13 protein-coding genes and 1 pseudogene are annotated in these 11,772 nt (G+C 60.7%); 9 read left to right on the forward strand and 5 right to left on the reverse strand.

Features of this window, described 5'->3' with window-relative positions:
- Positions 1-85: 85 nt before the first annotated feature.
- Both Q2941_RS23065 and Q2941_RS23070 read right to left on the reverse strand, forming a co-directional pair.
- Positions 86-673, reverse strand: a complete 588-nt coding sequence (locus Q2941_RS23065) for an OsmC family protein (RefSeq protein ID WP_458193829.1) — start codon at positions 671-673, stop codon at positions 86-88.
- On the reverse strand, positions 651-1,466 hold the full coding sequence (locus Q2941_RS23070) for a class I SAM-dependent methyltransferase (RefSeq protein ID WP_027526665.1): 816 nt from the start codon (positions 1,464-1,466) through the stop codon (positions 651-653). Before Q2941_RS23070 ends, Q2941_RS23065 begins: the two co-directional genes overlap by 23 nt.
- Before the next feature lie 446 nt (positions 1,467-1,912).
- Here Q2941_RS23070 and Q2941_RS23075 point away from each other — a divergent pair, with 446 nt between their 5' ends.
- Positions 1,913-2,077 carry a hypothetical protein gene (locus Q2941_RS23075; RefSeq protein ID WP_254111220.1) on the forward strand — a complete coding sequence of 55 codons (165 nt, stop codon included), beginning with the start codon at positions 1,913-1,915 and terminating at the stop codon, positions 2,075-2,077.
- Positions 2,078-2,242: 165 nt separating this feature from the next.
- Here Q2941_RS23075 and Q2941_RS23080 read toward each other — a convergent pair whose 3' ends face one another.
- The gene (locus tag Q2941_RS23080; RefSeq protein WP_051390063.1) at positions 2,243-2,644 is read right to left on the reverse strand and encodes a recombinase family protein; all 402 of its coding nucleotides are present in this window, start codon (positions 2,642-2,644) and stop codon (positions 2,243-2,245) included.
- Between the two features lie 90 nt (positions 2,645-2,734).
- On the opposite strand from Q2941_RS23080, the gene Q2941_RS23085 reads away from it, so the two are divergent.
- Positions 2,735-2,923: a hypothetical protein gene (locus Q2941_RS23085; RefSeq protein ID WP_458193830.1), complete on the forward strand. Its 189-nt coding sequence runs from the start codon at positions 2,735-2,737 to the stop codon at positions 2,921-2,923.
- A gap of 195 nt (positions 2,924-3,118) precedes the next feature.
- Positions 3,119-3,669 (forward strand): annotated as a pseudogene (locus Q2941_RS23090) (hypothetical protein).
- 55 nt (positions 3,670-3,724) lie between these two features.
- Here the strand turns inward: Q2941_RS23090 and Q2941_RS23095 are convergent.
- Positions 3,725-4,339 (reverse strand): recombinase family protein, encoded by a 615-nt coding sequence (locus Q2941_RS23095; protein WP_458193831.1) that lies wholly within the window; start codon positions 4,337-4,339, stop codon positions 3,725-3,727.
- A gap of 142 nt (positions 4,340-4,481) precedes the next feature.
- The gene (locus tag Q2941_RS23100) at positions 4,482-4,793 is read right to left on the reverse strand and encodes a hypothetical protein (RefSeq protein WP_156944694.1); all 312 of its coding nucleotides are present in this window, start codon (positions 4,791-4,793) and stop codon (positions 4,482-4,484) included.
- 1,042 nt (positions 4,794-5,835) lie between these two features.
- On the opposite strand from Q2941_RS23100, the gene Q2941_RS23105 reads away from it, so the two are divergent.
- The 6 genes from Q2941_RS23105 (at position 5,836) to Q2941_RS23130 (ending at position 11,541) form a co-directional block, all read left to right on the forward strand.
- Positions 5,836-6,720 carry a haloalkane dehalogenase gene (locus Q2941_RS23105; protein ID WP_458193833.1) on the forward strand — a complete coding sequence of 295 codons (885 nt, stop codon included), beginning with the start codon at positions 5,836-5,838 and terminating at the stop codon, positions 6,718-6,720.
- Positions 6,721-6,897: 177 nt separating this feature from the next.
- Positions 6,898-7,800, forward strand: coding sequence for a DUF427 domain-containing protein (locus tag Q2941_RS23110; protein WP_027526671.1), 903 nt, complete (start codon positions 6,898-6,900; stop codon positions 7,798-7,800).
- 35 nt (positions 7,801-7,835) lie between these two features.
- Complete coding sequence (locus tag Q2941_RS23115) at positions 7,836-9,599, forward strand: MOSC domain-containing protein (RefSeq protein ID WP_458193834.1); 1,764 nt, start codon at positions 7,836-7,838, stop codon at positions 9,597-9,599.
- Positions 9,600-9,641: 42 nt separating this feature from the next.
- Positions 9,642-10,097 (forward strand): VOC family protein, encoded by a 456-nt coding sequence (locus tag Q2941_RS23120; protein ID WP_458193835.1) that lies wholly within the window; start codon positions 9,642-9,644, stop codon positions 10,095-10,097.
- 315 nt (positions 10,098-10,412) lie between these two features.
- Positions 10,413-10,697 carry a hypothetical protein gene (locus tag Q2941_RS23125; RefSeq protein ID WP_156944695.1) on the forward strand — a complete coding sequence of 95 codons (285 nt, stop codon included), beginning with the start codon at positions 10,413-10,415 and terminating at the stop codon, positions 10,695-10,697.
- Between the two features lie 88 nt (positions 10,698-10,785).
- The gene (locus tag Q2941_RS23130) at positions 10,786-11,541 is read left to right on the forward strand and encodes a response regulator transcription factor (RefSeq protein WP_458193836.1); all 756 of its coding nucleotides are present in this window, start codon (positions 10,786-10,788) and stop codon (positions 11,539-11,541) included.
- Positions 11,542-11,772 lie beyond the last annotated feature (231 nt).

An 11,772-nucleotide genomic window follows, 5' to 3' on the forward strand; every position in this document is an offset into this window, starting at 1 on the left:
ATGTGTCTCCCTGTTAATATCCGTGCGGTTGAGTTACTAATCCCGCGGCAATTTCGTTGCCGCGCGATCAGAAGTTCTGAAAGAGCTAGACAAGCGAAACCTCGATTGCCAGCGGCGGCCGCTCCCTGAGGGTGCAGTCCACGGTCGATTGCGTCTCGGCGATTTCGGCCAGATCACGCAATTGCTGATCAGGGACATTTTCCGCCCCGATCTCAATCGACATACGCAGGCTACTGAGCGCTGTCGAAACTCCATCGATGCCCGTCATTCCGCGAGCGTCTGTCTCACTGTGTACGGTCACCTTGAGCGATCTCAGGGTGATACCGAGGCGAGCAGCACGCATGGCGATCGACGTAGCAGTACATGAAGCCATAGAAGCTCGCAGCAGCCAGCCGGGGTTCGGCCCACTCGCATCACCTCCCATGGCAGGCGGCATGTCGGTGATGACCCTCTCCCCATGGGGCCCCGTGACTTCACACAGCAGTCCATTCTGCCACGTTGCGCTCGCCGGCGGGTTCGACTTCTTGGCTGCCGCCGGGCGTTCGAGGAACACACGGTGTAGTCTTTCCAATGACTCGCGCACGCGCGAATTTGACATGGTCCGATCCTTCCAAATGGACGTACCGAACTGTTCGTCCGGCGAAAGGGGTTCACTTCGTTCCTGCAACGACAACGAATTCTCCCGGTATCGAATAGTGGTCGCTAATCAGATAGGCCTTGAGGGACTCGAGATATTCCTTGCGCGCTTCTGACTTCGTGTCGGGCGAAAAGTGACTGTAGGCGAGCGCCACCGGTCCGCCGACGAATGCCGCATCACAGGCTTCGTCGCCCGTGGCGTATTCGAGTCGTGTCTCAAGTCGCCTCTCGACAACGTCGCCAAACCCGGCAGCGCTGAACGCATGCTGAAGGTTCTGGGCTGTGCCAAGGCGAAAGAACATTGGGCAAACCTCCGATTGGACACGCGCATCAACGATGGGGAAAATTTCCGCCCACCCACACTTGCTCCGCTGGCCCCAAACGGCGCATACGGCGCGCCCTCCCGGCCGCAGCACTCTATGGAAGTCGCGTATCGCCTTCTCGGGATCAGGCACGTACATCAGGCCTAGAGCGCAAAGCACGACGTCGAATGAATTGTCGCCGAAGGTCGACTGCTCGGCCTCCATGCGTTCGAACTGAGCATTTGCGATTCCCCGACCGGCCGCGATGTCTCGCGCGGCGAGGACCATCTGCTCAGAAATGTCCGTGCCGACAATCATACCACTGGGCACAATCGCGGCGGCAGCTCTGAGGGTCACAAGCCCCGTGCCACAGGCAACGTCCAGAACCTCGCCCCCGGGCTCAAGGGCGGCCAAATCGAGTAGGGTGGACTGTGCCGGTTCGAGTTGGGTTTGCCACGAACGTTCATAATACGAGGCGGCCTTGTCCCATCCGTACCGTTGCACGCGTCGTTGCAGCTTAGCGTCCATCTTCATCCTCTCGATGAGGATCGTCGCAATCGGCAGGATGGAGGATGCGCCCGAAATAGGTCTAAGTGTTTGAGGATTGCTTGATTTGTCCCTGAGATTGCCCTGATTATTCGCTGAGGACGCGGCCGATTTCCAAGGCGAACGGGGGTACTCGTGCGGTTCGACTGCCTCGATCCTACCCGACTCCCATTACCGGAAGTCACGTCTTTGAGTGACGGTCGGAGTCCCGCGATTGGCTCCCAGCATTCAGGAATCAAACGTTTCGATGCCCTGGCGCGTGAGCCCCGCCTGCTATGCGACCAGTAGGTTCGGCCAGGCGTGGCACGAAGGTGCGCCGCAAGGTCTCAGCGCCGGGCGGGCGCCGGCACTAACCAGGCAGCGTCGAGCGGGCCTTCGAGATCGTGCGAGCGCACTTCGCCTCCGTGGCTCGGGCAGTTGACCCGCACGTGTCGCGCAGCCAAGAAGCCGTGCCAGCGGCCGCGCGCGTGTCGGCGGCAAGCATCCTGCTGGACCGCGGCTGGGGCAAGCCCACCCAGCCGCACACCGGCGAGGACGACAAGGACATCCACGTCACCATCCGGAACATAGTCCAGGAGCGGCGTAAGGATTGACGTCGGTGTCCCCATTCAACGGCCGGCGCAGTCGTGTCGCTGCAGCAGCCGGCTGACAGGCAGCACGGCGCGCCCCGACGGGAAAAAAGATGACATGCGGCGGCAGCGGCGCGGTGCGGTGTGCCTGACGAAGCGGCCCTTGGCATCGCGAGAACGTATCATCGATCAATCCTCCAGCCCGAGCCGAACGCGAGCGCGCGCGATGGTCTTGTACGACAGCTTGCCGAGGCCACGGCGCTCGATCTCGGCAGCAGCAGCCCTTGAGGACAAGTGCGACAACTCCCGCAGGACAGGCTCCAGCTCGGCGTCACGGGCTGCGGCGGCGCTGCGGTTGGCGTCGGCGATCTCCTGCCTGCCAAGCCTGACGCCGCGCGCCTTGGCCGCTGCCAGTGCTTCCTTGGTGCGCCGGCTGATCATCGCGCGCTCCTGCTGCGCAATCGCCGCGTAGATGTGCAGCATGAACGGGTCGACGTTCCTGCCCAGCGCGGTGACGATGAACGGCACCCGCTGCGCCATCAGGCCTGAAATGAACGCGACGTCACGGCTGAGCCGGTCGAGCTTGGCCACGTCAACTTCACACCGGACCTTCTAGCTAGGGTGGCGGAGATTCTCCGCTATCGCTTCATCTCGCCTCGAATCGAGTGTCAAGGAAAGCCGATGTTCAATCCGATTCCCGACAATGACGCGAATGAAGCCTATGAGGTCGTGCCCGCTAGCTATCCTGCGGGCTGTTGGACAGTTACGGCCCAAGGCATCCCCATTCGCCATTTCGGCGATAAGCGGATGGCGGAGCGGTACGCCAGCGACCCGGAATATCGGGCGAGCGTCGTCAGCCGGACACTGTAGCGGCGGGACCGAGAGCGCAAGGCGGAGTGGTTACGCAGGGGTCTGCAAAACCAGTTGCATTAGATCAACCGCCGTCGCCCTTCTTGCCGCGCCATCATTGATGTGCCGCGCATCACAGTCGAGGCGAGACCGATATATCGTCATCCGCTTGCAATGGGAAGCGGAGAGCAACATATGAAGATCTATCTGTTGGTGATGCTGACGGCCGTACTTCTGTTCGCGGGCATGGGAGTCATGCGGTGGTACGAATCGCGGATGACCCTGGTGGCCGGATCGGAACCTACGTCGACAGATATCAGGATCTGCGCAGTTCCGGCGAAACCGTCATCATCGACGGCCTCTGCGCCTCCGCCTGCACCATTGTTCTCGGCGCCATCCCGCACGACCGGATCTGTGTGACCTCGAACGCGACGCTCGGCTTCCATGCCGCCTGGGATTTCGGTTCCAATGGCCGGGCGATTACCAATCCCGAGGCGACCCAGCTGCTGTACTCGATGTATCCGTCGCAGGTGCGGCGCTGGATCGCGCAGCGGGGCGGGCTCAGCCCGCACATGATCTTCCTCAGTGGCAAGCAGCTCCAGGCGATGTACAGGCCTTGCTATCTGGACGCGCAGGCCGCGACCAGCACGCCGCGGTCCTTTATTACCCCGCCTCGCTTGCGAGAAGGGGCGGAGGCCGCCTTCGGCGACGTCCCTAAAGCAGGTTACATGGTGCCATCGCACTGGCGCGCCCGAGGGGGAAGATGACATGCGGCGGCAGCGGTGCGCCTGACGAAGCGGCCCTTGGCGTCGCGGGGATGCGTCATGACGCGCCCCCTGTTGCCTGGAAGCCGAGGCGGACCATCGCATTCCTGACCGAGACCGCGTTCCAAGGCTTGCCGCTCCAGCTCTTGATGCCGCGGCGGTCGAATTCGGCGGCAATGGCGCGGAGCGACTGACCGGCGAGCTTCTGCAGGATCGGCCGCAGCACCTTGTCGCGCCTGGTCGCCGCCGCAACCAGCTTCGGATTGCCAAGTTGCTTGCCCTGCGCCTTCTTGGCAGCGAGTGCATCCCGGGTACGTTGAGAGATCAGCCGACGCTCCTTCTCGGCCAGCGCTGCGTAGAGGTGCAGCAGGAACGGATCGACGTCGGCGCCCAGCTCGGTGACGACGAACTGGACGCGCTCCGCCATCAGCCCGCTGATGAAGTGAACGTCGCGGCTGAGCCGGTCCAGCTTGGCAACCGCGACCGCGCACTTGCGATGTTTGGCCTCAGCCAACGCGGCGGCCAGCTGCGGGCGGCGATCAAGCACGTCGGCACCTTTTCCGGTCTCGACCTCGACGAACTCACCGGCCAGCGGGAAGCCCTCCGCCTCGGCGAACCGGGCAATGGCCTCGCGCTGCGCTTCCAGTCCGAGGCCGGAGCGACCTTGGCCCACACCAACCGAACCTACGATATCTCATCCAACGCATGAGGCACTTCACCGGCGCCGCAGTGGGCTCAGGTCTTACGCTCTTTAAGAACTCCGTTGAAGGGCCACCAACGTTAGTAGCGGGCGCCAAAAGCCGACGCCACATCGCCTACTCGTCAGGATTATCAGCTCGAGGATCGGCAGCGCCACCCGCTTCGGCCACGTTCTTTATGAGCGCTCGAGTTCGAACGACGATGTCGCCTGCTCGCTTACTATCGTTTGCGATGCTATTGAGCACTCGCCCGACTTGTTCCATATCTGGCGATTGAGCACGCAGTAGGTTCATTCCGACTTGCGCACTAACGATCACCGTCGTGATCGCGTTGATGACCTCATGGGCTTGGGCATCATAGCTGTGCATGAATTCCGCGGAGATCATCCCGTGGGCAAATGGGATGCAGTGTTTGGTCTGCTTGGACATAGTGCGCTACCTTCTTCAGCGCTGTCGGCCCGAGACGCTGCTCCAACGTCGACGGGCTAATTTCCCCAGAACTGCTAGTTCCCTGAACATATGACCATGCTCTGGGTATATGTTCATCACAGAAATTTGGGTTGTCAAGTGTCTTCCCGGGCGCCGTCTGGTTCCACTTTTCGCGGCCCGATGCTTCAGCTTCTTGCCGCAATAGAGGATATGACGGCAGAGACGAGTTGGGAGAAAAGCACCCCCATTACTCGGCCCAGCATTGACCTCGGATAGCAGCTTTGAGCATATGCCCTAACCTTGGGCATTTTCTCATCGCCAGCAATTCGCCGTTAACGCATCGTCCGTGAGGAAAGGATGGTGCCAGCGACCTTCGAACCGTTTGCAAGCGGAGGGATTGCGGCGCATTTGTCAAGGCGACGGGCGATACCGCAGGAATGGGATCCTTGGTTTGCATCTGGGCGGAAACCGCCAAACCATGCGGCGAAGATAACAGCGCATCGACGTGCGATGGCCTCGGCATGCAGTAAACGTGTGATCAATTCCGCGGCAATAATCGCAACTGCGACCGACAAGACCGCTATTGTATAGTGAGAAATCGCGGTCGGCTTTGGTAACCCTCGAGGGAGATCAGGTCTTGTCATTCTGCTTGCTCGTCCCGCTTGAGGTGATGAGACTGCAATGCTCGCGCGATGAATTCCTGCAATTCGTGATCTGGCTGCCCATCGTTGCAGGGCACCCCGGTCTCCGGCAACCAAGATTAGCGCATTTTGAAGAGATCGGCGCAATTCGACTGGCCGCCGGGTAGGTCCAGGTTTTCTTCATTACCGGACCAGACCATACGCAAGTCTAGGAGAGTCGCCGGGCCGAAGAAGCTGAGGCAAAATACAGCAAATTGCGGCAATCGCGAGTAAGCGAGTGGTGCTGAATCCGGATAAGACTCAGGCACATCGGACGATCGCCTGGTGGTCAATCTGGAGAATCTTGCTAACTGCCGCGCGGCACCGCAGTGCTTTCGGTTCTACAAAGAAGGAGAACGGACATGATCTCTGCGGCATTTCCGTACCAAAAGAAGCGGCGGCGGGTCCTCGGCAGGGAGATGGCGTATGTGGAGGTGGGACAGGGCGACCCGATTGTACTGTTGCACGGCAACCCCACCTCGTCGTACCTGTGGCGCAACGTGTTGCCGCAACTGCAGCCACTGGGCCGCTGCATCGTCCCCGATCTGATTGGCATGGGCGACTCTGACAAGCTGCCTAACAGTAGCTCTACCTCGTATCGCTTCGTCGAGCACCGCCGCTACCTCGATGCTCTGCTTGGGGCCCTGGATGTGCGCGAGCGGATTACCTTCGTCATCCATGACTGGGGTTCGGCGCTCGGCTTCGACTGGGCCAACCGTCACCGCGACGCCGTGAAGGGGATCGCATACATGGAGGCGATCGTAGGGCCGCAGTACTGGGACCACTGGGACAAGTTCGACATGCGACCCGCCTTGCAGGGGCTGCGTTCAGAGAACGGCGAGGAAATGGTCCTACGAGACAACTTCTTCATCGAGAAGATCCTGCCGGGGGCTATCCTGCGCCCCCTCTCCGCCGAGGAGATGACGGAGTACCGACGGCCGTTCTCCGAGCCCGGCGAAGGCCGACGGCCGACGCTGACTTGGCCCCGGCAGATTCCCATCGAGGGCGAGCCCGCCGACGTGAGTGCGATCGTGACCGCCTACACGGACTGGCTGGCGACTAGCAGTGTGCCTAAGCTTTTCTTGAGGGCCGAGCCCGGTGGGATTCTCGGCCAGGGCCCGGTTCTCGACTTGGCCCGCAGCTTCCCAGCACAGACCGAGGTGACGATCGCGGGGCTCCATTTCGTTCAGGAAGATTCTCCGGACGAGATCGGGAGGGCTATCGCTGGCTGGATGGGGGCCATGTAGGGCTGATCGATCTCGCTTGCGCCGACGAGATGATCGAATGAGATTCGCGGGCGAGCGCCAAAGCCGGACTAGGTTGTCATCCTCTCGTAGAACCTTGCCACCGGGGCTGCGTTCTAGGGAAAGGAATACCTTGTGGACTTCTACCGGCCTCGATCATCAAACTTATGGGAGAGAGCAGTGGGACTGTCCTGGCAACAAGGTCCGCTCTCAACAGGAGCAATCGGCCGGTTCCTCGTGCCCAAACCTCTGCCCAAAAGACTGTTGTACGTCGAACGGTTACGCCGGCGCATGCGCGTGCGCTTTGGGGGAATCTGGATCGCCGATAGCGAGCAAGTCCTCCTGTTCTTCGAGCCGGGCCGCTATCCGGTGGCCTACTTCCCGGAGGCCGACGTTTCCCCTCATGTCCTGGAACGCACCGAGCATAGCACCCAACACCCCGATCTCGGGCTCACGTCCTGGTACAGCGTCGGGGCGGACGAGCAACACATCGCGCAGCGAGGGGCCTGGCAGCACATTGCACTACCCGCTCACGCGAGCGAACTGCAGGCCCACGTCGCGTTCGCCTGGCGGGCCATGGATGCCTTCTACGAAGAAGACGAACGAATCGTGGGCCATGCCGCCGACCCCTACCACCGCATCGACATTCGCCAAGCCTCTCGTAACCTTGTGGTCCGCTATCGTGATCGGATCATCGCCGATACCAAGCGGCCGGTGGTCCTCTACGAGTCCGGCTTCGCTCCGCGCTGGTACGTTCCACGCGCCGACATCGATGAGTCCTCCCTCACCCCCGTGAAACTCCAGACTTTCTGCCCATACAAGGGGCTCTGCAGCTATTACTCCATCGATGACGCTCGTCTGGCGGCATGGTCGTATCCTGACGCCTATCCCGAGGTCCGCCGCATCTCCAACCTGGTGTCGTTCGAACCGGACATTGTCTCAGTACATATCGATGGCACGCAGCTCCATCTTGAGCCGGGCCAGTCCGTGGTTCCGCACGGCCCCGATCGCAACCTCGACGTCGCCGAGGTCGTCCTCGATCAAGCCCCCGGTGGCGGGCCCGCAGCGGATGCGAGCGGCTAGGAGGACTTCCGGTTCCCGGCAAAGTGGAGCGAGACATGGCTCGACTGCTTTCAGTGAACGTCGGACTTCCGCGCGATATCGAGTGGAAAGGTCGCATTGTACATACCGGGATCTGGAAAACTCCCGTGCGTGGCGGCTGTCGGGTCGGCCGGTTGAATCTGGACGGAGACGGTCAAGGCGACCTGGGCGGCCACGGGGGTGAGCAGCGAGCCGCCTTCGTCTATCAGATCGAATCGTATCGCTACTGGCAGGAGCGATTGAAGCGGACTGACTTCGTCCACGGACAGTTCGGCGAGAACTTCACGGTCGAAGGATTGCCCGACGACATCGTTTGCATCGGCGACCGTTATCAAATCGGCGGCGCAGTGTTCGAGGTCACTCAACCTCGCGTGACCTGCTATCGCGTTGGCATTCGGATGAACGAGCCGCGGATGCCGGCATTGCTGACATCCAGCGCACGTCCGGGGTTTTACTTCCGCGTCCTGCAGGAGGGAGACGTGGGCGCCGGTGACGAGATTGTGAAGGTGGGAGAAGCGAACGAGCGAATGACTGTCGCAGAGATCAACGCGCTCCTTTATTTGCCCAATCATGCGTGCGACCAAATGGAGCGCGCCTTGCGGATCGAGTCGCTTTCGCCCGGATGGCGCGCATCGTTTGAGGCACTACTGCAAAGCCGAACGACTGCCGCGGGGAGTGGCAATGCGGGGCTTGCGCCGGCAGCAGCCGCGCATCCGGTTTCACCAGGATTTCGGCCGCTCACGGTGATGGCGATCGATCAGGAGTCCGTCGACGTCATCTCCCTGTCAATGCGAGATCCGGGCGGTCAGCCGCTGCAGCAGGCTCTGCCCGGTCAGTACGTCGTCTTGCGCCTTCGCCCGACCGGCGGCGGCCCGCCACTTTTTCGCAGCTACTCGCTCTCGGGTCCCCTCTCGACGGAGCGCTATCGGATCAGCGTGAAGATCGACCCGAATGGGGTGGCTGGAACCTACCTGCGGGAGCAGGTTCGGATGGGCGATGTTCTCGACGCCAGCTCGCCGCGCGGAAGCTTCATCCTGCAGTCCGGAGAGCGGCCTGTAGTGCTGCTCAGCGCGGGCATCGGAGCGACGCCTGTTCTCGCCATCCTGTACGAGCTGGCGGCAACCCGCTCGACGCGGCAGGTCTTATGGCTGCACACGGCTCGGGACCGGCAGCATCATCCATTTGCCGCCGAGGTCCGCCGCCTCATGTCCACGCTCACCCACGGCCGCAGCTACATTTGTTACAGCCGGCCGGGCTCGCGCGACAAGATGGGTGAGGATTTCAACGCTACCGGTCACCTGACGCGATCGGTCTTCGACGAAGTCGGCATCCCGCGAGAGGCGGATGTCTACCTCTGCGGGCCGGCTCGCTTCATGGCAGACATGAGAGAAGCGCTCGCAGCCTTGGACATGGCGCCGGAGCGAATCCACGTCGAGATCTTCAATGGCAGCGAGCCGATGACTCCTGGCATCGTCGGCGCAGCGACGCGAGCGCCACACGTGCCTAAGGTCGACGCCAATACCGGTCCGCTTGTCTCGTTCGCGCGAAGTGGGATCGCTGTACACTGGAAGGCGTCAGCTTACCAGAGTATCTTGGAACTCGCCGAAGCGTGCGACGTCCCGGTCCGTTGGTCATGCCGGACCGGTGTTTGTCATAACTGCGAGAGCGGTTTGGTTTCGGGCGCGGTCGCCTATGAACCGCAGCCACTTGATAAGCCCGCCGATGGCAACCTTCTCATTTGCTGCTCACAACCAATTCGTGACATTGTCCTCGATTTGTAAACCCTGAGGGCGGCTTATCAGACGAAGAGGAGTCGCGGCGCGATGAATACAACCAGCACAGCGGCCATAAACTTCTCAGTCGAGGTCATCACGTTGTCGGTGAGCGACGTCGACCGAGCGCTGCGGTTCTATGTCGACCAGGTCGGCTTCACGCTCGACGTCGACTATTCGCCGGACGACGCGTTCCGCGTCGTGCAGCTCACTCCGCCAGGCTCTCGCTGCTCGATACAAATCGGACGCGGACTCACCGATGCGCCCGCGGGATCACTTCGCAACGTCTATCTCGTCGTCACCGACCTTGAGGATGCACGGAGCCGCCTGCTCGAATGTGGGGTCGAAGTCGGTGAGATCCGGCATAAGGTACCCATTGATGCCTGGGGCGGGGGTTTCGCACCCGGGCTCGACCCCACACGTAGGGACTACGCGAGCTTCGCCGACTTCTCGGACCCGGATGGCAACAGCTGGGTGCTACAGGAACGGGGTTACCGCAACATGTAAGTATCGTGGAAGCTTGGTGAGGCTGGCTGCTTCATCGCTGCCAGTTCGAAGTGCTCAATGCGTCCGAGAATGCCGTACAGCGGCTGATGATGAGTCCTCCGAAGCGCGCCTGTGGTCTGTCGGTTCCTTGGCGTTCCGCCATGCGGCTTCGTACCGAGCTCGGAAAAGGCACTCTCGTCCCTCATGGCCCCGTCGTACGCACCACGATCTAGCAAGAACAACCCGGCCGCGATAATCCGGAGAAAGCACCTTTGATCGGAGATGACTAAACTCACGAGGGAGCTTAAACCACCTGCGCCTTTGAGAGACCATCAAATGAAAATATCAGGAGCCACGGCAGGCATTGCACCATCAATCGCCCTTCTTTTCGCTCTTGCCGGTCTGCCAATCGCCGCAATGGCGGACTCCGATCAAAGGTCGCCCAAAAAGCTATCTTCGCCTTCTGTTGACACTGTCCGCGTTCAACCTCGCGGCCAGGAGTTCATGCCAAACTCCGCCGAAGACAATGCCATCCAGCGGCGCTTGTCGATTTTCAACGAACAACAAGGCCAGGAGGATCTTGCACTGGACAAAAAACTGAAGATCTGTCGTGGCTGTTGACCGGCGCGCCTCTGTCGCAGCGGCAGCGCTTGCTGGACTTCATCGCAAGCACAGCCCCTTCGATCAATCAGTCATGGCTTCTCGGTAAATGAAACAAATATACGATCCAGCATTAATTTCTATCGTTGATAGCGATCCGCTCGCACGAGAGAGCTTAAGACTCCTGCTTGAGGATGCAGGCTTCATAGTTGAGTGCGCGGCGTCAGCCGAAGATTATCTGGAACAGTCCGAAGCATGCCGACCCGACTGCATTGTACTCGAGATCCAACTTTTAGGGCGAAATGGTCTCGCGCTTCAAACTCAGCTAGCAAACTCCGAGCCCCAAACCCCGCTGGTATTTGTCACCATCGAAAACAATGTTCGAACTTCCGTTCTAGCGATGAAAGCGGGCGCAGTGGACTACTTGACGAAGCCCTTTCAAGGTGAGGAGGTGTTGGCTGCGGTCCGCAGCGCCGTCGCGCTGAACCGTGTCGATCGAGCAGAGCGCCGGTTGCTGCAGACACTGCGCACTCTGTTCACATCACTCTCGCCTCGCGAACGCGAAACAATGGGGCTGCTTGCGGCAGGCAATGGTGTGAAGCAAATCGCAGGACAAATGGGCGTGCGCCCTCACACGGCCCGCGTCCACAGCAGCCGGGTCATGCTAAAGATGGGCGCTCGATCCATCGCTGATCTAGCGCGAATGGCCGACAAGCTTGAACATGACGAAGGAGAACGTTCTCGATGCAAAGCCACAAGGATCTGTCAGCCACATCAAAGTCACTTCGATTATTACTTGGCCGGTCGCGACTCCGAGCGCTTTTCGACCGCTGGTCCCCCTTATCGACAGGCTACCCATGCCTGACTCCACTTCTGGGTCGACAAAAATACCGAAAGTAAGGCTCAGGGTGTCGCGGACTTAGACTTCCGCGAAGCGCGAAAAAGAATTCAGTTCTCACACACGGCGCGAGGTGCAGGCATTTTTGAAGACGTTGATGGCAAGGACGCCTGGTGCTCGCAAGTCAGCGAAGTGAGTGGCAAGAGTGTTCTATGGTGATCTGTCGTCGGCAGCGTTAGGCAGTCCGTTTGCGATACC

The organism is Bradyrhizobium sp. UFLA05-153, assembly GCF_054185185.1.

Excerpts from the sequence above, each read along its gene's own strand:
- Q2941_RS23070 (WP_027526665.1), bottom strand. The coding sequence starts at position 1,466 with ATGGACGCTAAGCTGCAACGACGCGTGCAACGGTACGGATGGGACAAG.
- Q2941_RS23085 (WP_458193830.1), top strand. The coding sequence starts at position 2,735 with ATGTTCAATCCGATTCCCGACAATGACGCGAATGAAGCCTATGAGGTC.
- Q2941_RS23100 (WP_156944694.1), bottom strand. The coding sequence starts at position 4,793 with ATGTCCAAGCAGACCAAACACTGCATCCCATTTGCCCACGGGATGATC.
- Q2941_RS23105 (WP_458193833.1), top strand. The coding sequence starts at position 5,836 with ATGATCTCTGCGGCATTTCCGTACCAAAAGAAGCGGCGGCGGGTCCTC.
- Q2941_RS23115 (WP_458193834.1), top strand. The coding sequence starts at position 7,836 with ATGGCTCGACTGCTTTCAGTGAACGTCGGACTTCCGCGCGATATCGAG.
- Q2941_RS23120 (WP_458193835.1), top strand. The coding sequence starts at position 9,642 with ATGAATACAACCAGCACAGCGGCCATAAACTTCTCAGTCGAGGTCATC.
- Q2941_RS23125 (WP_156944695.1), top strand. The coding sequence starts at position 10,413 with ATGAAAATATCAGGAGCCACGGCAGGCATTGCACCATCAATCGCCCTT.
- Q2941_RS23130 (WP_458193836.1), top strand. The coding sequence starts at position 10,786 with ATGAAACAAATATACGATCCAGCATTAATTTCTATCGTTGATAGCGAT.